This is a genomic window from Pantoea sp. SOD02, from assembly GCF_024707505.1.
In the GTDB taxonomy this organism is placed as follows: Bacteria; Pseudomonadota; Gammaproteobacteria; order Enterobacterales; family Enterobacteriaceae; genus Pantoea; species Pantoea symbiotica.
Map to the genome: position 1 here is coordinate 919138 of NZ_CP102604.1, position 22738 is coordinate 941875.

Here is a 22738-nt window from a genome sequence, read left to right on the forward strand (position 1 = left end):
GGAACATTATGAGTCTTAATTACCTGGATTTTGAACAGCCAATCGCAGAGCTTGAAGCGAAAATCGACTCGTTAAAATCGATTGGCCGTTCGGATGAGAAACACGATATTAATTTGGATGAGGAAGTGCAGCGTCTGCGCGAAAAAAGCGTTGAGCTGACCCGTAAAATCTTCTCCGATTTAGGCGCATGGCAAGTGGCGCAACTCGCGCGTCATCCGCTGCGTCCTTATACACTGGACTATATCCGCAACGCGTTTGATGATTTCGACGAACTGGCTGGCGACCGTGCTTATGCCGATGATAAAGCGATTGTCGGCGGTATTGCCCGTCTTGACGGTCGTCCAGTGATGATCATTGGTCATCAGAAAGGTCGCGAAACCAAAGAGAAAATCCGTCGTAACTTCGGTATGCCGGCACCAGAAGGCTACCGCAAAGCGCTGCGTCTGATGGAAATGGCTGAACGTTTTAAGATGCCGCTGATCACCTTCATCGACACGCCGGGTGCTTATCCGGGCGTGGGTGCAGAAGAGCGCGGTCAATCTGAAGCGATCGCCCGCAACCTGCGTGAAATGTCTGGCCTGAAAATCCCGGTGATTTGTACCGTAATCGGCGAAGGCGGTTCCGGTGGTGCGCTGGCAATCGGTGTGGGCGACAAAGTCAACATGCTGCAGTACAGCACCTATTCGGTAATTTCACCGGAAGGTTGTGCGTCGATTCTATGGAAAAGCGCCGACAAAGCACCGCTGGCTGCGGAAGCGATGGGCATCACAGCTGAGCGTCTGAAAGAGCTGAAGCTGATCGATTCCATCATTCCTGAGCCGCTGGGTGGCGCGCATCGTCATCCAGTTGATATCGCTGCCAGCTTGAAAAAGCAGCTGTTAGCGGATCTGGCCGATCTCGATGTGCTGAGCACCGAAGAGTTGCTCAACCGTCGCTATCAGCGCCTGATGAACTACGGCTACGCTTGATACATTAGATTGAAGCAAGAAGCGGACCTCGGTCCGCTTTTTTTACGCCTGCTAATCGATAATTTCGCATTGGTCGCCATAAATGGCGACCCTACAAAACCGCATCGTTTTCCGTAGGGTAGCCATTCATGGCGACCTTTTTTAGCCCAAGCACACAACCCAAAGCGCGATGAACCCAAACAGCAGAGCATTCCAGGTTTATCCGCGCGCGCTTTTCGCTATCCTTATTCAGTGCCACAACACCACAGGAGGTGAGCATTGAATATTATTGCGATCATGGGACCGCACGGCGCTTTTTACAAAGATGAGCCTATTCGCGAACTGGATGCTGCCCTTAAGCTGCAAGGCTTCCAAACCGTTTACCCCAATAATGCCAGCGACCTGCTGAAGTTGATTGAACACAATCCGCGTATCTGCGGAGTGATTTTTGACTGGGACGATTACAGTCTGGCGCTGTGTAGCGACATCAATCAGCTCAATGAATATCTGCCGCTGTATGCTTTCATCAACACCCATTCACAAATGGATGTCAGCATCAACGAGATGCGCATGGCGCTGCACTTCTTCGAATATGCCTTGAGCGCTGCCGATGACATCGCGCTGCATATTCGTCAGTACACCGATGAGTACATCGACAATATCACGCCGCCGCTGACCAAAGCGTTGTTCACCTACGTTAAAGAGGGCAAATACACCTTCTGTACGCCAGGTCACATGGGCGGCAGCGCGTTCCAGAAAAGCCCGGTGGGCAGCTTGTTTTATGACTTCTTTGGCTCGAACACCCTAAAAGCAGATGTCTCGATCTCGGTGACAGAACTGGGTTCGTTGCTCGATCACACCGGCCCGCATCTGGAAGCGGAGGAGTACGTCGCGCGCACCTTTGGCGCCGAGCAAAGCTACATGGTGACCAACGGCACGTCGACCTCGAACAAAATTGTCGGCATGTATGCGGCGCCTGCGGGCAGCACGGTGCTGATTGACCGCAACTGCCATAAATCGCTGACTCATTTGCTGATGATGAGCGACATCATCCCGATCTGGCTCAAACCAACGCGCAACGCGCTGGGCATTTTGGGCGGCATTCCACAGCGCGAGTTTACGCGTGACAGCATCCAGCAAAAGGTCAACGCCACGCCGCGCGCCAGCTGGCCGGTGCATGCGGTGATCACCAACTCAACCTACGATGGCCTACTGTATAACACGCAATTCATCAAACAGACGCTGGATGTGCCATCGATCCACTTTGATTCTGCGTGGGTGCCGTACACCAATTTCCATCCAATTTATGCCGGTAAAAGCGGCATGAGCGGCGACCGTGTTCCCGGAAAAGTGATCTATGAAACGCAATCGACGCACAAACTGCTGGCGGCGTTCTCGCAGGCTTCGCTGATTCATATCAAAGGTGATTACGACGAGCACACCTTTAACGAAGCCTACATGATGCACACCACCACCTCGCCGAGCTACGCGATTGTCTCGTCGATTGAAACTGCAGCGGCGATGCTGCGCGGTAATCCGGGTAAGCGATTGATCAACCGCTCGGTTGAACGTGCACTGCATTTCCGTCGTGAAATTCAGCGCTTACGGGAAGAGTGCGAAGGCTGGTTCTTTGATATCTGGCAGCCGGAGCAGGTCGATCAAGCCGAATGCTGGCCGATTCAGCCGGGCGAAGAGGATTGGCACGGTTTCACTCATGCCGACCGCGATCATATGTATCTCGATCCGATCAAAGTCACCATTCTGACGCCGGGCATGAGCGAGCTGGGCAAGATGGCGGAAGAGGGCATTCCAGCCGCGTTGGTGGCTAAGTTCCTCGATCAGCGCGGTATCGTGGTGGAGAAAACCGGGCCGTACAATCTGCTGTTCCTATTCAGCATTGGCATTGATAAAACCAAAGCGATGAGCGTGCTGCGTGGGCTGACGGAGTTTAAGCGGGCTTACGATCTCAACCTGCGCGTGAAAAACATGCTGCCGGATCTCTATGCTGAAGATCCCGACTTCTACCGCAACATGCGCATTCAGACGCTGGCGCAGGGCATCCATCAGTTGATCCTGCAACACGATCTGCCGCGCCTGATGTTGAAAGCGTTCGACGTGCTGCCGGAGATGAAGATGACGCCGCATCAGGCGTTTCAGCGCCAGGTGAAAGGTCAGGTGGAAACGGTGGATATTCGCGAGTTGGTAGGGCGCATTTCTGCCAACATGATTCTGCCGTATCCGCCAGGCGTGCCGGTGGTGATGCCGGGCGAGATGATTACGGAACAGAGCCGTTCCGTGCTCGATTTTCTGCTGATGCTCTGCACTATTGGTCGACACTATCCCGGCTTCGAAACCGATATTCACGGTGCAACGCTGACGGAAGATGGCCGCTATCTGGTGCGCGTATTGCGTGAAGAAGTCGGATAATCACCTCTTTCCAACGCCGCTTTTGCCACGTAGGGTAAGCGGCTTATGTGAAAACCGGAGTCGCTATGCTGCAGATAAAACAGATCCACCACATCGCCATTATTGCTACCGATTATCAGCGCAGTAAGGCGTTTTATTGTGATGTGCTGGGTTTTGAATTGTTGGGTGAATATTACCGCGCCGAGCGCGACTCGTGGAAAGGCGATCTCGGCCTGAACGGGGTTTACACCATCGAGCTGTTCTCTTTCCCATCGCCGCCGCCACGCGTCAGTGGGCCGGAAGCCTGCGGCCTGCGCCATCTGGCGTTTTGCGTTGAGGATGTTGAACAGTCAATTGCGGCGCTGGCGGAGAAGGGCGTGACGTGCGAGCCGATTCGTATTGATGCGTTAACCGGTAAAGCCTGCACCTTCTTCCCCGATCCGGACGGTTTGCCGCTGGAGCTGTATCAGGCGTAAACTAGCGTCCGCCGCGAGCCGCAATTCGGTGGCTCGCCCGGACGGAACGCGCTCATGTCTTTATCTCATCTTGCTTCGCTGCTGACACCCGACGCTGGCTATGTGCTGGCGTTCAGCGGCGGACTCGATTCCACCGTGCTGCTGCATCAATTGGTCTGCTGGCAACGTCAGCAGCCAGCGCTGCGCGTGCGCGCGTTACACGTCCATCATGGTCTGAGCCCAAATGCCGATAGCTGGGCGCTGCATTGCCAGCACCTTTGCCAGCAGTGGCAGATTCCCTGTGAAGTGCTGCATGTGCAGGTTGATGGTCGCGCCAACGGCATTGAAGCGGCCGCCCGCGAGGCGCGCTATCAGGCGCTGTTTCAGCAGCTGCAACCCGGTGAGCACTTACTTACCGCTCAGCACCTCGACGACCAGGCGGAAACGCTGCTGCTGGCGTTAAAACGCGGCAGCGGACCGGCGGGTTTGGCCGCGATGCCGCCGCAGCGCAGCGTTGGCGATCATTGGCATCTGCGTCCATTGCTCGACGTTAGCCGTCAGCAACTGGAAAACTACGCTGCCGATCATCAGTTGCGCTGGATTGAAGATGAAAGCAACGCCGATAGCCGCTATGACCGCAACTTCCTGCGTCAGCAGGTGCTGCCGTTGCTGCAGGCCCGCTGGCCGCACTTCAGCGCCGCCAGTGCACGCAGCGCCGCACTGTGTGGCGAACAGGAGCAATTGCTCGACGAGTTGCTGGCGGAACAGCTGGCGCAGCTTAGCGATGCGCAGGGCGCGCTGCACTTCCCACCGTTAATGAACATGAGTGAAGCGCGGCGTCATGCGCTGTTACGCCGCTGGATTGCCCAACAGGGCGGCGCGATGCCTTCGCGCGAGGCGCTGAAACGCATCACCGATGAAGTCATCAACAGCCGTGAAGATGCTAAACCCTGTTTGCGCTTCAGCGCTTTTGAGCTGCGCCGCTATCGCCAGAAACTCTATTGGTTAACGCCACAGCCTTCACTTAGTCAGCACTCGCTAACCTGGCAAGACCACACGCAACCGCTCGATTTACCGGCCGGTTTAGGTTCGCTGCAAGCGAATGCTCGGATTGCCGAGCTGCGTCAGCCTGCAGCGGATGAAGCGATCACAGTCCGCTTCCAGGCGCAGGGTTATTATCACTTGCAGGGGCGCGCAGGTGGCCGCGAGATGAAGAAGCTATGGCAAGAGTTGGGCGTTGCGCCCTGGCTGCGCGAACGTATCCCGTTGATTTACTTTAACCAGACGCTAATTAGCGCGCCGGGACTGTTTATTACCCGTGAAGGCGCTGCCAGCAATGAGCAAGGCTGGCAGGCGATCTGGTCACCACAACAATAAAATGGAGAGCAATGATGAAACTTTGGATGGCAGCGACGTTATTCGCTGCGGCGCTGCCGGCGTTGGCCGACGGCGATGTCAATGCAGGCGCGCAAAAAGCGGCAAGCTGCATGGCGTGTCACGGCGCCGAGGGCAAAAGCGCGGTGCCGCTCTATCCCAATCTGGCCGGGCAACATGCGCCTTATCTGCTGCATTCACTGCAAGCCTATAAAAAAGGCGAGCGGAGCGGTGGCCAGGCGGAAGTGATGAAAGCGTTTGTGGCAGGATTGAGCGATCGGGATATGGCAGATTTATCGGCGTATTACAGTTCGTTAAAGCCTTAAGCGAGGTGGGCGGGATGTGATTCCCGCCCGAGAGAGGTTTTACTCGTCTTCGCTAACGACGACGGTGCCCAGCTCCGGATGGGTGAAGCTGGCGATGTGGTCGAGCCGCACTTCGCGGGTCTCGCCTGAGAGATCGACGGCAAGGTACTCAACGTTTTTACGTGAGACCATGTCCACGGCTTTCGCCTTGAGCTGATCGCCGTTTTTTAACTCTAACGACAGCGTCCAGTTTTTTTGGCAGGCGAGTTCGAGGTTGTCGTAATCATCGCAGTTGATGGGTTTATAGGCTTCATTCGTCAACATAGTCGCTCACCAATAAGTTTGCAGCGGCATACGCTGCTTGTTCCCTGAGAGAAGAGTTTAGCGCAGAATCAGCGGCAATATCGTTGAGAGCCTTCAACGCACAACCTATGGCGTCTGGCACATACCCAAGGTCGCCGCTACCAATTTCGGCATACTTCTGGCGAACTAACTCACAATACTTTTGCACATACACCTCCTCAGCAGAGTTGATACTCTGGATGATAGGCGACTATATCACAGGAATTTCATGGAAATCAGCCCGGTCGTCACGGGAATGATGCAAGGAAATGGGCAAAAGTGACATTTCGCGCTGGTCTCATGCACGCAGCGTGCGCACAAAAGGTTAAGTTGATGAACAGGTTATTACACGACGCAACGTCGAGCCAAACGGCAGGTGACAGATGATTGTGCTGTCTCGATCGCTTTCACTTGCAGATAATGAAGTGGAGCTCAGTGCCATCCGTGCGCAAGGTGCCGGTGGCCAGCATGTGAATAAAACCTCCACGGCGATTCACCTGCGGTTTGATATTCATGCATCATCGCTGCCGCCGTTCTATAAAGAGCGACTGCTGGCGGCGAGTCATCATTTGATCACTGCAGAAGGTGTGGTGATTATCAAAGCGCAGGAGCATCGCAGCCAGGAAATGAATCGGGAAGCGGCCGTGCAGCGGCTGATTAATCTGATTCAGGAGTTAACCACGGTGGAAAAGGTTCGGCGTGCAACCAAACCCACGCACGGCTCCAAAGTGAGGCGGCTGGAAGGTAAAACCCGGCGCAGTAACGTGAAGGCGATGCGTGGAAAGGTACAATAAAAAACGCCTCCGGCTGGAGGCGTTTTAGCGTTACTTGTTCAGGGCTTTCGCCAGGAAGTCGACGATGTCATGTTGCTTAATCATCTGCTTCTCGCTGGCGGTACGCGCCTTGTACTCGATCTCTTCGTTGTCGAGATTACGATCGCCAATCACGATGGTGTGCGGCACGCCAATCAGCTCCATATCCGCAAACATCACGCCTGGACGCTCTTTGCGGTCATCCAGAATCACGTCAATGCCTTTGGCACGCAGCGTGTTGTACAGCTCTTCAGCCAACTGCTGCACACGGAAAGATTTGTGCATGTTCATTGGCAGAATCGCCACTTCAAACGGTGCTAATGCTGCAGGCCAGATGATACCGCGCTCGTCGTTGTTCTGCTCAATCGCAGCCGCTACAACACGCGTGATACCGATACCGTAGCAGCCCATGGTCATCACCTGGTTACGACCATCTTCGCCTTGTACTGCCGCTTTCATCGCTTCGGAGTACTTGGTACCCAACTGGAAGATGTGGCCTACTTCGATACCGCGTTTAATCTGCAGCGTGCCTTTGCCGTCTGGGCTTGGATCGCCTTCCACCACGTTACGGATATCTTCCACACGTGGTTCTGGCAGATCGCGTCCCCAGTTGATGCCGCTCAAATGCTTGCCATCAATGTTCGCGCCGGCGCAGAAGTCGCTGGTTTTCGCTACGGTACGATCGGCGATCACTGGCATGGTTAAACCGACCGGGCCGAGTGAGCCTGGACCGGCACCCAGCAGCGCGCGAATCTGTTCTTCGCTCGCCATCTCCAGCGGTTCAGCGACGATATCCAGCTTCTCGGCTTTGATTTCGTTCAACTGATGATCGCCGCGCAGCAGCAGGGCAACCAGCGTGTGGCCGCTCTCTTCGCTGGCTTTGACGAACAGCGTCTTAACAGTTTTCTCAATCGGCAGCTGATGTTGTTCAACCAACTCGGCGATAGTCTTGGCGTTTGGCGTATCGAACTGCGTCATAGCGGCAGTTGCCTGCGGACGCTCGCCAGCCGGCGCTAAGGCTTCGGCTTTCTCAATGTTGGCCGCGTAATCGGATTCGCTAGAGAAGATCACGTCATCTTCACCGCTCAGCGCCAGCACCTGGAATTCATGTGATGCGCTGCCGCCGATAGAACCGGTGTCAGCTTGTACGGCGCGGAAATCCAGGCCCATACGGCTGAAGCTTTGGCTATAAGCGCGGTACATCGCGTCGTAGGTTTCCTGCAGCGATTCCTGCGTGGTGTGGAACGAGTAAGCATCTTTCATGATGAACTCGCGTGAACGCATCACACCAAAACGCGGACGCACTTCATCGCGGAATTTGGTCTGGATCTGATACAGATTGATCGGCAGCTGCTTATAAGAGCTCAGCTCGTTGCGGATCAGATCGGTGACCACTTCTTCGTGGGTTGGACCCAGCACGAAGGGACGTTCGTGACGATCTTTAACGCGCAGCAGTTCCGGGCCGTACTGCTCCCAACGGCCACTCTCTTCCCACAGATCGGCAGGCTGAACCACCGGCATGGAGATCTCAATCGCACCGGCGTTGTTCATCTCTTCACGCACGATGTTTTCAACTTTTCGCAGCACGCGAATACCGGTCGGCAACCAGGTGTAAAGACCAGAAGCCAGTTTGCGGATCATGCCGGCGCGCAGCATCAGCTGGTGGCTGATCACTTCTGCATCGGAAGGTGTCTCCTTCAGAGTGGAGAGCAGATATTGAGTAGTACGCATTGATTACGATTCCATTTATACGGAAGGAGACTGACAAAATTTTTCTGGCGGCTAGTGTACCAGCGAGAACAATCACTCAAAAGCGCGTTTTAACGGGGATCGAGGGCGATCACCTCGGTTCCTGCCGCATCAATGCGCCAGCGCACGTTAAAGTCGAGTAGCCAGGCGGCATATTCACGATCTTCGGTCTCGCCTTTACGGTAAGCCGGACGCGGATCCTGCGCCAGCACCTCGCTAATGAAACGCGCTAACTGCGGATAGGTTTTCTGCTGCTGTTGAAGCTGGCTCTGCGCCAGCGGCGAAAAGCGTACCGGCATACTGGCATCAGGTGCCGCTTGCGCAAACCCGGCGCGCGCATCTGGCAGCGCTTCGGCAAATGGCAGATAAGGTTTGATATCCACCACCGGCGTGCCATCGACTAAATCGAGGCTGCCGAGCTGCAAGATCACCTGCTGCTTCTCGCAGCGAATGCCTTTTAACTCAACCAGCGACATGCCGATAGGATTGGGGCGGAAGGTTGAACGGGTGGCAAAAACGCCCATACGCGCATTGCCGCCGAGGCGCGGTGGACGTACTGTCGGACGCCAGCCACCTTCCATGGTTTGGTGAAACACAAACAGCACCCACAAATGACTGAATTCTTCGAGCCCGCGCACCGCTTCCGGCTGATTATAAGGCGGCAGCAGATGCAGCTCGCCGCCGCCATCCTGCACCAGACCGGGCTGGCGCGGGACGGCAAACTTCTCTTTCCACGGCGAACGAATCACGCCGATTTGCGCGAAGGCAAAGTCACTCATTGATTCGAGACTTTCAGTGCAGAGCCCTGACAAATGGCCTGGCGATAGCATCCCGGCGTGCTGGTGACAATTTCGCACTTATGCAACAGGACTGCGTTGGCTTTCATGCCGGCCGCTCGGATCTGCAGGCGCTTGCGCGCAGTGTTAATGTTAGGAGGCGAATCCTGGCTGCTGCTCTGGCAATCTTCAGCGGACACTTCGCCCAAATCGCGGAACGGGTTGCTGACCAGATCGGCCGCATCGGTGTAGATCTTCACCGGCGCAGGACGTGGCGTCGGTTTGCGTTCTGGCTCGCTGGATGCCTGTTGCGGGCGAGAAGGAGCACTGCTTATCGGGTGATATTCACGCACACACCCGGTTAGCATCAATGCCAACAAGCAGAGCGGTAAAAAACGCATGGCAACATCCTCAAGTAATAAAAAGTGGCGTTATTGAAACAAGGACGACAATAAATAACAAGTCAGGTGCAATTTATGGCAAAAGAAAGGGCGGCCGAAGCCGCCCTGCAAGGCATGAAAGGTGAAAATTACCAGCCTTTCACTGCGCCGCCGTTGAAGATCTTGTTGGCCGCTTCAGACACTTCGTCTGACTGGTAAGCCTCAACAAACTTCTTCACGTTCTCAGCGTCTTTGTTGTCTTCACGGGTCACGATCAGGTTCACGTAAGGTGAATCTTTGTCTTCCACGAAGATGCCATCTTTCGCTGGCGTCAGACCAATCTGGCTAGCGTAAGTGGTGTTGATCACCGCCAGAGCGATCTGCTGATCATCAAGTGAACGTGGCAGCTGCGGCGCTTCCAGCTCAACAATCTTCAGTTTTTTCGGGTTCTCGGTGATATCCAGTGAAGTTGGCAGCAGACCAACGCCATCTTTCAGTTTGATCAGGCCCACTTTCTGCAGCAGCAGCAGAGAACGTCCCAGGTTGGTTGGATCGTTCGGGATAGCGATCTGTGAACCGTCCTGCAGCTCATCCAGTGATTTGATTTTCTTCGAGTAGCCGGCGATTGGGTAAACGAAGGTGTTCGCCACCGCAGTCAGCTTGTAGCCGCGATCTTTGATCTGCTGATCCAGATACGGTTTGTGCTGGAAGGCGTTAGCGTCGATATCACCTTTGCTCAGCGCTTCGTTTGGCAACACGTAATCGTTAAAGGTCACCAGCTCAACGTCGAGGCCATATTTCTCTTTCGCCACTTTCACCGCAGTTTCAGCAACCTGCTGCTCAGCACCGACGATCACACCCACTTTAATATGGTTTGGATCTTTTGCTTTCTGATCGCATCCTGCCAGCGCAATTGCGCCAATCAGAGCACCCACAGCGGCAATCTTTTTAAATGTAAAAGACATATCCCTTCCTTAATAGAGGACTATTGATGTTGCTTGCTTACTTATGGGACACAGCACGTACGATGCGGTCGCCACAGAATTGGATTAAATAGACCAGCACAACCAGCAGAACCAGCACGGTGTTCATCACAGTCGCGTTATAGCCGATATAACCGTATTGGTAGCCAATCTGACCCAAACCGCCAGCGCCAACCGCTCCGCCCATTGCGGAGTAGCCAACCAGCGTAATCAGGGTAATTGTAGCGGCATTCACCAGACCTGGCAGCGCTTCCGGCAGCAGGACTTTACGCACGATTTGCAGTGGCGTGGCGCCCATGGCGCGTGATGCTTCGATCAAACCGGTTGGCAGCTCCAGCAGGGCGTTTTCCACCATACGTGCAATAAACGGCGCGGCGCCCACGGTCAGCGGCACGATAGCGGCTTGCAGGCCAATCGAGGTTCCGACGATGGCGCGGGTGAACGGAATCATCCACACCAGCAGGATAATGAACGGAATCGAACGGAAGATATTCACCAGCGCCGACAGCACGCGATAAAGCGCGTTGTTGGCCAGAATCTGGCCGGGACGCGTCACATACAGCAGCACGCCAACCGGAAGACCGAGGACAAAACCAAAGAAACCAGAGACAAAGGTCATCATCAGCGTTTCCCAGACGCCGCGCGTCAGTAACCACATCATCGCTTCAGACATAACCCAACACCTCTACTTTCACATGATTTTCTTTCAGCCAGGCAATTGCGGCTTGTGTATCTGTTTCACTGCCATCCATCTCAGCCAGCATGATGCCGAACTTCACGCCACCGGCGTAATCCATCTGCGCACTGATAATGTTGTTATTAACGTTGAAGCGACGGGCCGCTTCAGACAGCAGCGGAGCATCGACCGATTTACCGGTGAACTCCAGACGGAGAAGCGGCACGCTTTCGGCCGTTGCCTGTGGCGCCATGCGTTGCTGGTAATCGTCGGGGATATCCAGATGCAGCGTTGACTGAATGAATTGCTGCGCCAGTGGCGTTTTAGGATGCGAAAACACTTCGCTCACGCTGTCTTTCTCTATTAACTCACCGTTGCTGATGACTGCAACCTGATCGCAGATGCGTTTCACCACATCCATTTCGTGAGTGATCAATAGAATGGTAATGCCGAGACGACGGTTAATGTCTTTCAGCAGCTCCAGAATCGAACGCGTGGTGGCAGGATCCAGTGCGCTGGTGGCTTCATCACACAGCAGCACTTTTGGATTGCTTGCCAGTGCGCGGGCAATCGCGACACGCTGCTTTTGTCCGCCAGAAAGATTTGCTGGCCAGCTATCATGCTTGTCAGATAATCCCACCAGATCCAGCAATTCGCTAACGCGCTTCTTTATCTGTTCGCGTGAAAGATTGCCCAACTCCAATGGCAGCGCCACGTTGCCGGAGACGGTGCGGGAGTTCATCAGGTTAAAGTGCTGGAAAATCATGCCAATCTGGCGGCGTGCCAGCGTCAATTGACCAGATGAAAGGGTAGTTAATTCCTGGCCATCAACCAGCACGCGTCCAGACGTTGGGCGCTCCAGCAGATTGACGCAGCGAATCAGTGTACTTTTACCGGCACCGGATGAACCGATGACGCCATAAATCTGTCCAGCAGGCACGTGCAGGCTGACGTTTGATAGCGCCTGAATGGTGCGTGAACCTTGCTGGAACACTTTGGTGATATTCTCAAGTTTAATCATTAGTTTATTTATTATCGTGTTGCATAGTCCGTGGTGTATCGGGCTTCACTCAGCAGGGCTGTGCGAAATTTGGATGGATGTTAAGGCATCCAGACGGCTAAATCAATGGAAGTCATTCAAACTGCCATTCTCTCGCTATACGCAATCATGCGATACTTAGCGACATATTTTCAGCAGGAGTTTCTACGTGGCGAATAAAGTCCCGGCTATTTTTCTTGATCGTGATGGCACATTGAATGTCGATCACGGCTATGTTCATGAAATCGATAATTTCGAGTTCATTGATGGCACCATCGAAGCGTTACAGGCGCTGAAGAAGATGGGCTATGCGCTGGTACTGGTGACGAACCAGTCGGGCATTGCGCGTGGCATGTTTACCGAAGATCAGTTTATGCAGCTCACCGAATGGATGGATTGGTCGCTGGCCGATCGCGATGTTGATCTGGATGGCATCTATTTCTGTCCGCATTTGCCCGATGCCACAGTAGAAGCGTATCGCCAGCAGTGTGATTGCCGTAAGCCGCAGCCGGGCATGTTGCTCTCCGCGCAGCAGCATCTGGATATCGATATGGCTTCTTCTTATATGGTAGGCGACAAAATAGAAGATATGCAGGCGGCGTTAGCAGCGGGTGTAGGTACGAAAGTACTGGTACGTAGCGGTAAGCCGGTAACGGCAGAAGGTGAAGCAGCGGCAGATTGGGTGATTAATAGTCTGGCAGAACTGCCTGCACGCATCAAAAAGGCCTAAAAACGGGCCTTTTGCGCAAATTTCAAGCGAACAGAAAAAAACTTGAAATTTGCACTTGTCACCTCCGAATAACTCCCTATAATGCGCCACCACTGAGACGGCAAAGCGGCAACGCAGACGGCTCAGCAGGGAGTGAAGAAATTTATCCCGCCGGATGAAAACGCTGAAAAAAGTGTTTGACTCCGAAGGAGAGTAGCGTAATATACGCCACCTCGCGACAGACGGTTCAGCCGCTGCTCGCAACGCTCTTTAACAATTTATCAGACAATCTGTGTGGGCACTCGCAGGATTGATATCAGCGTCTCCGGACGTAAAAAATATCAAAGCCTCACGAGTGAACACATAATGAAATTCATTATGACGTTTTACAGATGAGCATCGCTGAACCTGTTTCAGCAAATCAAACTTAAATTGAAGAGTTTGATCATGGCTCAGATTGAACGCTGGCGGCAGGCCTAACACATGCAAGTCGAACGGTAGCACAGAGAGCTTGCTCTCGGGTGACGAGTGGCGGACGGGTGAGTAATGTCTGGGAAACTGCCCGATGGAGGGGGATAACTACTGGAAACGGTAGCTAATACCGCATAACGTCGCAAGACCAAAGTGGGGGACCTTCGGGCCTCACACCATCGGATGTGCCCAGATGGGATTAGCTAGTAGGTGGGGTAATGGCTCACCTAGGCGACGATCCCTAGCTGGTCTGAGAGGATGACCAGCCACACTGGAACTGAGACACGGTCCAGACTCCTACGGGAGGCAGCAGTGGGGAATATTGCACAATGGGCGCAAGCCTGATGCAGCCATGCCGCGTGTATGAAGAAGGCCTTCGGGTTGTAAAGTACTTTCAGCGGGGAGGAAGGCGGTGGAGTTAATAACTTCACCGATTGACGTTACCCGCAGAAGAAGCACCGGCTAACTCCGTGCCAGCAGCCGCGGTAATACGGAGGGTGCAAGCGTTAATCGGAATTACTGGGCGTAAAGCGCACGCAGGCGGCCTGTCAAGTCGGATGTGAAATCCCCGGGCTTAACCTGGGAACTGCATTCGAAACTGGCAGGCTAGAGTCTTGTAGAGGGGGGTAGAATTCCAGGTGTAGCGGTGAAATGCGTAGAGATCTGGAGGAATACCGGTGGCGAAGGCGGCCCCCTGGACAAAGACTGACGCTCAGGTGCGAAAGCGTGGGGAGCAAACAGGATTAGATACCCTGGTAGTCCACGCCGTAAACGATGTCGACTTGGAGGTTGTTCCCTTGAGGAGTGGCTTCCGGAGCTAACGCGTTAAGTCGACCGCCTGGGGAGTACGGCCGCAAGGTTAAAACTCAAATGAATTGACGGGGGCCCGCACAAGCGGTGGAGCATGTGGTTTAATTCGATGCAACGCGAAGAACCTTACCTACTCTTGACATCCAGAGAACTTAGCAGAGATGCTTTGGTGCCTTCGGGAACTCTGAGACAGGTGCTGCATGGCTGTCGTCAGCTCGTGTTGTGAAATGTTGGGTTAAGTCCCGCAACGAGCGCAACCCTTATCCTTTGTTGCCAGCGGTTCGGCCGGGAACTCAAAGGAGACTGCCAGTGATAAACTGGAGGAAGGTGGGGATGACGTCAAGTCATCATGGCCCTTACGAGTAGGGCTACACACGTGCTACAATGGCGCATACAAAGAGAAGCGACCTCGCGAGAGCAAGCGGACCTCATAAAGTGCGTCGTAGTCCGGATCGGAGTCTGCAACTCGACTCCGTGAAGTCGGAATCGCTAGTAATCGTAGATCAGAATGCTACGGTGAATACGTTCCCGGGCCTTGTACACACCGCCCGTCACACCATGGGAGTGGGTTGCAAAAGAAGTAGGTAGCTTAACCTTCGGGAGGGCGCTTACCACTTTGTGATTCATGACTGGGGTGAAGTCGTAACAAGGTAACCGTAGGGGAACCTGCGGTTGGATCACCTCCTTACCTGAAGATACCTTCCCGCGCAGTGCTCACACAGATTGTCTGATAGAAAGTAATGAGCAAGACGGCTGCGAAGTCGTGACACTACTCGTGTCCCCTTCGTCTAGCGGTTAGGACTCCGCCCTTTCACGGCGGCAACAGGGGTTCGAATCCCCTAGGGGACGCCACTTGCTTGGTGACAGGTGAAAGGTGTCTCCACGAAGTATCTCAGACTGAGCTTACGAGCTTTGTGTGAGATATTGCTCTTTAACAATCCGGAACAAGCTGAAAATTGAAACGACGTGTTGGTTCATTTCTCCGTAATAGGAAATGAATAACAACGCGTTCGAGTCTCTCAAATGCTTGCAGTCTGCAGCGTTGCAAAACGCCTGTGGGTTGTGAGGTTAAGCGACTAAGCGTACACGGTGGATGCCCTGGCAGTCAGAGGCGATGAAGGACGTGCTAATCTGCGTAAAGCGTCGGTAAGGTGATATGAACCGCTACAGCCGACGATGTCCGAATGGGGAAACCCGGTGCACTCAGTGCATCATCGCAACATGAATACATAGTGTTGCGAGGCGAACCTGGGGAACTGAAACATCTAAGTACCCAGAGGAAAAGAAATCAACCGAGATTCCCCCAGTAGCGGCGAGCGAACGGGGAACAGCCCAGAACCTGAATCAGTTTGTGCGTTAGTGGAAGCGTCTGGAAAGTCGCGCGATACCGGGTGATAGCCCCGTACACGAAAGTGCACATACTGTGAGTTCGAAGAGTAGGGCGGGACACGTGGTATCCTGTCTGAATATGGGGGGACCATCCTCCAAGGCTAAATACTCCTGACTGACCGATAGTGAACCAGTACCGTGAGGGAAAGGCGAAAAGAACCCCGGCGAGGGGAGTGAAACAGAACCTGAAACCGTGTACGTACAAGCAGTGGGAGCCTTGATTTATCAGGGTGACTGCGTACCTTTTGTATAATGGGTCAGCGACTTATATTCTGTAGCAAGGTTAACCGTATAGGGGAGCCGCAGGGAAACCGAGTCTTAACTGGGCGTTAAGTTGCAGGGTATAGACCCGAAACCCGGTGATCTAGCCATGGGCAGGTTGAAGGTTGGGTAACACTAACTGGAGGACCGAACCGACTAATGTTGAAAAATTAGCGGATGACTTGTGGCTGGGGGTGAAAGGCCAATCAAACCGGGAGATAGCTGGTTCTCCCCGAAAGCTATTTAGGTAGCGCCTCGTGAACTCATCTTCGGGGGTAGAGCACTGTTTCGGCTAGGGGGCCATCCCGGCTTACCAACCCGATGCAAACTGCGAATACCGAAGAATGTTATCACGGGAGACACACGGCGGGTGCTAACGTCCGTCGTGAAGAGGGAAACAACCCAGACCGCCAGCTAAGGTCCCAAAGTCATGGTTAAGTGGGAAACGATGTGGGAAGGCACAGACAGCCAGGATGTTGGCTTAGAAGCAGCCATCATTTAAAGAAAGCGTAATAGCTCACTGGTCGAGTCGGCCTGCGCGGAAGATGTAACGGGGCTAAACCATGCACCGAAGCTGCGGCAGCGACACTATGTGTTGTTGGGTAGGGGAGCGTTCTGTAAGCCGTTGAAGGTGTCCTGTGAGGGGTGCTGGAGGTATCAGAAGTGCGAATGCTGACATAAGTAACGATAAAGCGGGTGAAAAGCCCGCTCGCCGGAAGACCAAGGGTTCCTGTTCAACGTTAATCGGAGCAGGGTGAGTCGACCCCTAAGGCGAGGCTGAAAAGCGTAGTCGATGGGAAGCAGGTTAATATTCCTGCACTTGGTGTTACTGCGAAGGGGGGACGGAGAAGGCTAGGTTATCCGGGCGACGGTTGTCCCGGTTTAAGCGTGTAGGCTGATATCTTTGGTAAATCCGGGGTGTCTTAAGGCTGAGGCGTGACGACGAGCCACTACGGTGGTGAAGTAACTGATGCCCTGCTTCCAGGAAAAGCCTCTAAGCTCCAGGTAACACGAAATCGTACCCCAAACCGACACAGGTGGTCAGGTAGAGAATACCAAGGCGCTTGAGAGAACTCGGGTGAAGGAACTAGGCAAAATGGTGCCGTAACTTCGGGAGAAGGCACGCTGGCGCGTAGGTAGAGGGACTTGCTCCCCGAGCCGAAGCCAGTCGAAGATACCAGCTGGCTGCAACTGTTTATTAAAAACACAGCACTGTGCAAACACGAAAGTGGACGTATACGGTGTGACGCCTGCCCGGTGCCGGAAGGTTAATTGATGGGGTTATCCGCAAGGAGAAGCTCTTGATCGAAGCCCCGGTAAACGGCGGCCGTAACTATAACGGTCCTAAGGTAGCGAAATTCCTTGTCGGGTAAGTTCCGACCTGCACGAATGGCGTAATGATGGCCAGGCTGTCTCCACCCGAGACTCAGTGAAATTGAAATCGCTGTGAAGATGCAGTGTACCCGCGGCAAGACGGAAAGACCCCGTGAACCTTTACTATAGCTTGACACTGAACATTGAGCCTTGATGTGTAGGATAGGTGGGAGGCTTTGAAGCGTGGACGCCAGTCTGCGTGGAGCCAACCTTGAAATACCACCCTTTAATGTTTGATGTTCTAACGTAGGCCCGTGATCCGGGCTGCGGACAGTGTCTGGTGGGTAGTTTGACTGGGGCGGTCTCCTCCCAAAGAGTAACGGAGGAGCACGAAGGTTGGCTAATCCTGGTCGGACATCAGGAGGTTAGTGCAATGGCATAAGCCAGCTTGACTGCGAGAGTGACGGCTCGAGCAGGTGCGAAAGCAGGTCATAGTGATCCGGTGGTTCTGAATGGAAGGGCCATCGCTCAACGGATAAAAGGTACTCCGGGGATAACAGGCTGATACCGCCCAAGAGTTCATATCGACGGCGGTGTTTGGCACCTCGATGTCGGCTCATCACATCCTGGGGCTGAAGTAGGTCCCAAGGGTACGGCTGTTCGCCGTTTAAAGTGGTACGCGAGCTGGGTTTAGAACGTCGTGAGACAGTTCGGTCCCTATCTGCCGTGGGCGCTGGAGAATTGAGGGGGGTTGCTCCTAGTACGAGAGGACCGGAGTGAACGCACCACTGGTGTTCGGGTTGTCATGCCAATGGCATTGCCCGGTAGCTAAGTGCGGAAAAGATAAGTGCTGAAAGCATCTAAGCACGAAACTTGCCCCGAGATGAGTTCTCCCTGACTCCTTGAGAGTCCTGAAGGGACGTTGAAGACTACGACGTTGATAGGCCGGATGTGTAAGCGCAGCGATGCGTTGAGCTAACCGGTACTAATGACCCGTGAGGCTTAACCTTACAACGCCAGAGGCGTTTTGGTCTGAGAGACCGATATTTTCAGCTTGTTTTACGGATTAAAGATTTAGCGGAAGCGAATGTTATTCGTTTTTGCAGCAGAATTTGCCTGGCGGCTTTAGCGCGGTGGTCCCACCTGACCCCATGCCGAACTCAGAAGTGAAACGCCGTAGCGCCGATGGTAGTGTGGGGTCTCCCCATGCGAGAGTAGGGAACTGCCAGGCATCAATTTAAGACCCGCTATCGGGTCGTGACCTTCCCAGTGACGCGGGAAGGGCGAAACACCTGAAATCAGAACGATTGTCTGATATCAGTACAGAATCGGTGGAGCGGTAGTTCAGTTGGTTAGAATACCTGCCTGTCACGCAGGGGGTCGCGGGTTCGAGCCCCGTCCGTTCCGCCACTTAATTGATAAGCCCTGACTGAAAAGTCAGGGCTTTTTCATGTCTGTAATTCCGCTAATATTGTTGATAAAAAATCAAAATTCTTCTGCTTATAAGCGGATTTTTCAGCAACAATAAACCTGCCAGAATAGTTCCCATCGAAACATAACGCTATCCGATGAGGAAATCATGACAATCCCCGCCTTTGGTTTAGGTACTTTCCGTCTGCAAGACGATGTTGTAATCCATTCAGTTAAAACTGCTCTGGAACTTGGCTATCGCACAATTGATACCGCGCAAATCTATGAAAATGAAGCAGCTGTGGGTCAGGCGATCACTGAAAGTGGCGTAGCACGTGGCGACTTGTTCGTTACTACCAAAATCTGGATTGAGAATCTTGATGCTGAGAAGTTGATTCCCAGCTTGAAAGAGAGCCTGGCAAAACTGCGCACCGATTATGTCGATCTCACCTTGATCCACTGGCCTTCTCCAGAAGGGGCGGTATCAGTGAAAGAGAGCATGTTGGCACTGATGGCAGCAAAAGAAGCAGGTCTAACGCGTCAGATTGGTATCTCAAACTTCCCAATCGCCTTGATGAAAGAGGCGATTGACGCGGTTGGTGCGGAAAATATCGCCACTAACCAGATTGAGCTGCATCCTTTCCTGCAGAACCGTCAGGTGGTTGAATTTGCTAGAAAGTATGGTCTTCACATCACTTCTTACATGACGCTGGCTTATGGCGAGGCGCTGAATGATCAGGTAATTAACGCAATTGCACAGAAGCACAAAGCTACTCCAGCTCAGGTGGTTCTGGCATGGGCGATGAAGTTAGGTTACGCGGTGATCCCGTCATCCACCAAACGTGAAAACCTGGCGAGCAACATGGCAGCAGTTGATCTGCAGTTAGATGATCAAGATATGGCAAATATTGCCGCGCTGGATCGTCAGCAGCGTTTAGTGAGTCCTGAAGGTCTGGCACCAGACTGGGATTAATCGCGACTTACCGCTTCAGCCCTGCACTCGCCAGGGCTGATCTTTAACCCATTCACTTAGAAAATCGATAAACGCCCGAACGCGCTGACTAACTCCCAAGTCGCTGTAATAGACCGCATTAAAGGGCATCTCGACTGGAACGCGATGTTCAGCTAGCAGCTCAATAAAAGTGCCATCAGCTATCTCTTTATCCACCATAAAATCTGATAAACACGCGATACCTTGGTCGCCTAGCACTAGCTGTTTAAGCGTTTCGCCGCTGTTAGATGACATACCCGGCGTGATGTCATAAAGCTCGCCACCTTCATCTGCGACAGGCCAGCGATTTAAGCGTGGCGTTTCAACGAAGCCAAGGCATTCATGCTGCACTAAATCAGCTGCCGATGCTGGTACGCCATATTTCGCCAGATAAGCCGGCGTGGCCACTAATTTGCGATAACTAATAAAGAGCAGACGAGCGCGCAACGTAGAATCCGTCAAATTGCCGGCGCGAATCGCCACATCGACCTTACGTTCGATGAGGTTAATAAAGCTCTCCGAAGAGATTAGCGATAGCGTGACGTCTGGATAGCGCTCACGAAAGGGTTTAATCATCGGCAGTAACAGATGCAGAATCACGGGCGTAGCTGCATCAATACGTAGCACGCCCTGAGGTGCCAGCTGACGCTCAATCAACTCGCCCTCGGCGGTCGACATCTCCTGCATCAACTTTTGCACGCGGCGAAAATAGTGCTCTCCTTCATGAGTGAGCGCTAACTGACGCGTAGTGCGCGTCAAGAGCGAGACACCTAGCTTATTCTCCAGCTTTTTAACCGTGCGGCTTACCGCTGAATTGGCCATCTGCAACTGTTCTGCTGCCCGACTAAAGCTGCCGCTCTCCACCACAGCGATAAACACCTTAAGCTCATCTGACGATGCCTTCATTATCCCTCCAAAAGCAAAAGTCTATTCTTACTTTGCATCTTTTTGTCATTAAAGCATGAGGCAATACTAACGCCCATCAAAACTTCATGGGAGTTAATCATGCCACTTGCACTTTGGGCGCTGACAATCAGTGCCTATGCGATCGGAACGACAGAATTTGTTATTGTCGGGCTGATCCCAACCATCGCTGAACAACTCAGTATTACGCTGCCTTCCGCAGGAATGCTGGTCTCTATTTATGCTTTGGGCGTTGCCGTTGGCGCTCCGGTGTTGACTGCTTTGACCGGTAAGTTAGCGCGTAAGCAATTATTAATGGGATTGATGGTGCTCTTCACCGTTGGCAACCTGGTTGCCTGGTTGGCACCAAACTATGAAACGCTGGTCATTGCCCGACTGCTTACCGGCCTTGCTCACGGTGTGTTCTTCTCTGTCGGTTCCACGATAGCGACCAGCCTCGTAAGCAATGAGAAGGCAGCGAGTGCGATTGCCATCATGTTTGGCGGATTGACCGTAGCGTTGGTAACTGGCGTGCCGTTGGGTACGCTCATCGGGCAACACTTTGGCTGGCGTGAAAGTTTCCTGGCTGTGTCATTGCTGGGCGTCATCGCTCTGGTGGCAAGCCAACTGCTTATCCCGCGCAATATTGCTCAACCACCGGCAACAACGTTAGCACAGCAAGCGCGTGTGATGATCAATCCACGTCTGCTGCTGATTTATGCGATTACCGCACTGGGTTATGGTGGCGTATTTACTGCCTTCACATTTCTTGCGCCAATGATGCAGTCGCTGGCTGGCTTTTCGCCTACCGCGGTGAGTGTGATTCTGCTGGGTTATGGTGTGTCGGTCGCCATTGGTAATATCTGGGGCGGTAAGCTGGCCGATCGCCGTGGCGCGGTACCTGCTTTGACACTGATCTTTATGGCGCTGGCCATTCTGCTGATGGTGTTCCAGTTCACCGCCAGCATGCACTTTATGTCAGTGGCAACAGTATTAGTTATGGGTATCTTCGCCTTTGCCAACGTGCCGGGTTTGCAGGTTTACGTGGTGCAGAAAGCTGAACATTATGCGCCAGGCGCGGTAGATGTTGCATCAGGCCTCAATATTGCGGCCTTCAATATCGGTATCGCTCTGGGTTCCACAGTAGGTGGTTATATTGTCGAGCATTATGGACTGGCGCAAACGCCGTGGGTTGGTGCGGTGATTGTGCTTGGCGCGCTGCTGCTGGTGCGATTGAGTGGTCAACTCGATAAACCTCAAACGGCGATAGCGATGGAATAACACGCGCAAAAGCTTGCCAACTGGCAGGCTTTTGCATTGGTATGCTGTGAGGCGAATTCCGACAATCAAGAACACCAATTGAAACCCCGCGCTAAAATCCCTATAACAGTCAGGTGAAGTACGAGTCGTAAACCAGTCAGGCGGGAAAGTGCGGAAAAAAACTTATTCAATGCGTTATGTAGCAGGTCAGCCAGCAGAGCGGATCTTTCCGCCGGGGGCAATGCTGCATCTTGGGCAGGCATTACCGCCTGGCGCACCTTTGCCAGCCGATCCCACACTGCGAGTCTTAGTCTGGAATATCTTCAAGCAACAACGCGCAGACTGGATGTCGGTGCTGCAAGGTTTTGGCAAAGATGCCCACCTTGTTCTACTGCAGGAGGCGCAAGCTACGCCCGAACTGGTCAAATTCGCCACCAGTAACTATCTCGCGGCCGATCAGGTGCCAGCCTTTGTTCTACCGCAACATCCTTCTGGCGTCATGACGCTGGCATCTGCGCATCCTGTTTATTGCTGCCCACTTCGCGAGCGTGAACCGTTGCTGCGTTTAGCCAAATCTGCGCTGGTCACGGCATATCCGTTGCCGACTGGCGAAATGCTGATGGTAGTAAATATCCATGCAGTCAATTTCAGTCTCGGTGTCGAAGTCTACAGCAAACAACTCGGGCCGATTGGCGAACAGATTCAGCATCATCGCGGCCCGGTGATCATGGCGGGGGATTTTAACGCCTGGAGTCGTCAGCGTATGAATGCGCTGTATCGCTTTGCGCGGGAGATGTCACTGCGTGAAGTGAACTTCACCGATGACCATCGTCGCAAAGCTTTCGGTCGCCCACTGGATTTCGTTTTCTATCGTGATATGAAGGTCAGTGAGGCTTCAGTGCTGGTGACGCGCGCATCAGATCACAATCCGCTATTGGTTGAGTTCAACTCTCTCTACGGTATCGAGCGTTAAGCC

19 protein-coding genes, 2 tRNA genes and 3 rRNA genes are annotated in these 22738 nt (G+C 53.4%); 15 read left to right on the top strand and 9 right to left on the bottom strand.

Annotated features, from left to right (window positions below; all coding sequences use genetic code 11):
• The first annotated feature begins 8 nt into the window (after window positions 1-8).
• From accA to NR302_RS04140, 5 genes are all read left to right on the top strand, one after another.
• Window positions 9-968 carry an acetyl-CoA carboxylase carboxyl transferase subunit alpha gene (accA, locus tag NR302_RS04120; protein WP_008108472.1) on the top strand — a complete coding sequence of 320 codons (960 nt, stop codon included), beginning with the start codon at window positions 9-11 and terminating at the stop codon, window positions 966-968.
• A gap of 258 nt (window positions 969-1226) precedes the next feature.
• The gene (locus tag NR302_RS04125) at window positions 1227-3374 is read left to right on the top strand and encodes a lysine decarboxylase LdcC (protein ID WP_061718077.1); all 2148 of its coding nucleotides are present in this window, start codon (window positions 1227-1229) and stop codon (window positions 3372-3374) included.
• Window positions 3375-3439: 65 nt separating this feature from the next.
• Window positions 3440-3829 (top strand): VOC family protein, encoded by a 390-nt coding sequence (locus tag NR302_RS04130; RefSeq protein WP_008108470.1) that lies wholly within the window; start codon window positions 3440-3442, stop codon window positions 3827-3829.
• A gap of 54 nt (window positions 3830-3883) precedes the next feature.
• Complete coding sequence (gene tilS, locus NR302_RS04135; protein ID WP_258144636.1) at window positions 3884-5185, top strand: tRNA lysidine(34) synthetase TilS; 1302 nt, start codon at window positions 3884-3886, stop codon at window positions 5183-5185.
• Between the two features lie 14 nt (window positions 5186-5199).
• Window positions 5200-5508, top strand: coding sequence for a cytochrome c (locus NR302_RS04140; protein ID WP_258145153.1), 309 nt, complete (start codon window positions 5200-5202; stop codon window positions 5506-5508).
• 39 nt (window positions 5509-5547) lie between these two features.
• Here NR302_RS04140 and rof read toward each other — a convergent pair whose 3' ends face one another.
• Together rof and NR302_RS04150 are read right to left on the bottom strand one after the other, a co-directional pair.
• Window positions 5548-5811 carry a Rho-binding antiterminator gene (rof, locus tag NR302_RS04145; protein ID WP_008108461.1) on the bottom strand — a complete coding sequence of 88 codons (264 nt, stop codon included), beginning with the start codon at window positions 5809-5811 and terminating at the stop codon, window positions 5548-5550.
• A complete protein-coding gene (locus NR302_RS04150; RefSeq protein WP_036622231.1) occupies window positions 5798-5998 on the bottom strand; it encodes a YaeP family protein in 201 nt (66 codons plus the stop codon). The genes rof and NR302_RS04150 overlap by 14 nt, the downstream gene beginning before the upstream one ends.
• 214 nt (window positions 5999-6212) lie before the next feature.
• Between NR302_RS04150 and arfB the strand changes: the two genes are divergently transcribed.
• Window positions 6213-6623 carry an alternative ribosome rescue aminoacyl-tRNA hydrolase ArfB gene (arfB, locus tag NR302_RS04155; protein ID WP_154154056.1) on the top strand — a complete coding sequence of 137 codons (411 nt, stop codon included), beginning with the start codon at window positions 6213-6215 and terminating at the stop codon, window positions 6621-6623.
• Window positions 6624-6653: 30 nt separating this feature from the next.
• Here arfB and proS read toward each other — a convergent pair whose 3' ends face one another.
• From proS to metN, 6 genes are all read right to left on the bottom strand, one after another.
• A complete protein-coding gene (gene proS, locus NR302_RS04160; RefSeq protein ID WP_154154053.1) occupies window positions 6654-8372 on the bottom strand; it encodes a proline--tRNA ligase in 1719 nt (572 codons plus the stop codon).
• 89 nt (window positions 8373-8461) lie between these two features.
• Window positions 8462-9169 (bottom strand): tRNA (N6-threonylcarbamoyladenosine(37)-N6)-methyltransferase TrmO, encoded by a 708-nt coding sequence (tsaA, locus tag NR302_RS04165; RefSeq protein WP_258144637.1) that lies wholly within the window; start codon window positions 9167-9169, stop codon window positions 8462-8464.
• Entirely contained in the window at window positions 9166-9567 is a 402-nt protein-coding gene (rcsF, locus tag NR302_RS04170; protein ID WP_061718072.1) for an Rcs stress response system protein RcsF, read from the bottom strand. Before rcsF ends, tsaA begins: the two co-directional genes overlap by 4 nt.
• 128 nt (window positions 9568-9695) lie before the next feature.
• The gene (locus tag NR302_RS04175) at window positions 9696-10511 is read right to left on the bottom strand and encodes a MetQ/NlpA family lipoprotein (protein WP_008108451.1); all 816 of its coding nucleotides are present in this window, start codon (window positions 10509-10511) and stop codon (window positions 9696-9698) included.
• A gap of 37 nt (window positions 10512-10548) precedes the next feature.
• The gene (locus NR302_RS04180; RefSeq protein WP_008108449.1) at window positions 10549-11202 is read right to left on the bottom strand and encodes a methionine ABC transporter permease MetI; all 654 of its coding nucleotides are present in this window, start codon (window positions 11200-11202) and stop codon (window positions 10549-10551) included.
• Entirely contained in the window at window positions 11195-12226 is a 1032-nt protein-coding gene (gene metN / locus NR302_RS04185; RefSeq protein WP_008108447.1) for a methionine ABC transporter ATP-binding protein MetN, read from the bottom strand. Before metN ends, NR302_RS04180 begins: the two co-directional genes overlap by 8 nt.
• Before the next feature lie 187 nt (window positions 12227-12413).
• Here metN and gmhB point away from each other — a divergent pair, with 187 nt between their 5' ends.
• The 7 genes from gmhB (at window position 12414) to dkgB (ending at window position 19581) form a co-directional block, all read left to right on the top strand.
• On the top strand, window positions 12414-12974 hold the full coding sequence (gene gmhB, locus NR302_RS04190) for a D-glycero-beta-D-manno-heptose 1,7-bisphosphate 7-phosphatase (protein ID WP_258144638.1): 561 nt from the start codon (window positions 12414-12416) through the stop codon (window positions 12972-12974).
• Between the two features lie 408 nt (window positions 12975-13382).
• Window positions 13383-14922, top strand: a 16S ribosomal RNA gene (locus NR302_RS04195).
• 89 nt (window positions 14923-15011) lie between these two features.
• Window positions 15012-15086, top strand: a tRNA-Glu gene (locus tag NR302_RS04200).
• A 214-nt stretch (window positions 15087-15300) separates the two neighbouring features.
• A 23S ribosomal RNA gene (locus tag NR302_RS04205) occupies window positions 15301-18208 on the top strand.
• 105 nt (window positions 18209-18313) lie between these two features.
• Window positions 18314-18429 (top strand): 5S ribosomal RNA (rrf, locus tag NR302_RS04210).
• The 16S, 23S and 5S rRNA genes sit together here with 2 tRNA genes alongside, the layout of an rRNA operon.
• Window positions 18430-18531: 102 nt before the next feature.
• Window positions 18532-18608: transfer RNA gene (locus tag NR302_RS04215), tRNA-Asp, on the top strand.
• 169 nt (window positions 18609-18777) lie between these two features.
• Window positions 18778-19581, top strand: coding sequence for a 2,5-didehydrogluconate reductase DkgB (gene dkgB / locus NR302_RS04220; protein WP_258144639.1), 804 nt, complete (start codon window positions 18778-18780; stop codon window positions 19579-19581).
• 15 nt (window positions 19582-19596) lie between these two features.
• Here the strand turns inward: dkgB and yafC are convergent, their stop codons facing one another.
• Window positions 19597-20505: a DNA-binding transcriptional regulator YafC gene (gene yafC / locus NR302_RS04225; protein ID WP_258144640.1), complete on the bottom strand. Its 909-nt coding sequence runs from the start codon at window positions 20503-20505 to the stop codon at window positions 19597-19599.
• Window positions 20506-20604: 99 nt separating this feature from the next.
• Here yafC and NR302_RS04230 point away from each other — a divergent pair, with 99 nt between their 5' ends.
• Both NR302_RS04230 and NR302_RS04235 read left to right on the top strand, forming a co-directional pair.
• The gene (locus tag NR302_RS04230; RefSeq protein WP_258144641.1) at window positions 20605-21783 is read left to right on the top strand and encodes an MFS transporter; all 1179 of its coding nucleotides are present in this window, start codon (window positions 20605-20607) and stop codon (window positions 21781-21783) included.
• A 148-nt stretch (window positions 21784-21931) separates the two neighbouring features.
• A complete protein-coding gene (locus NR302_RS04235) occupies window positions 21932-22735 on the top strand; it encodes an endonuclease/exonuclease/phosphatase family protein (protein ID WP_258144642.1) in 804 nt (267 codons plus the stop codon).
• Window positions 22736-22738: the final 3 nt, after the last annotated feature.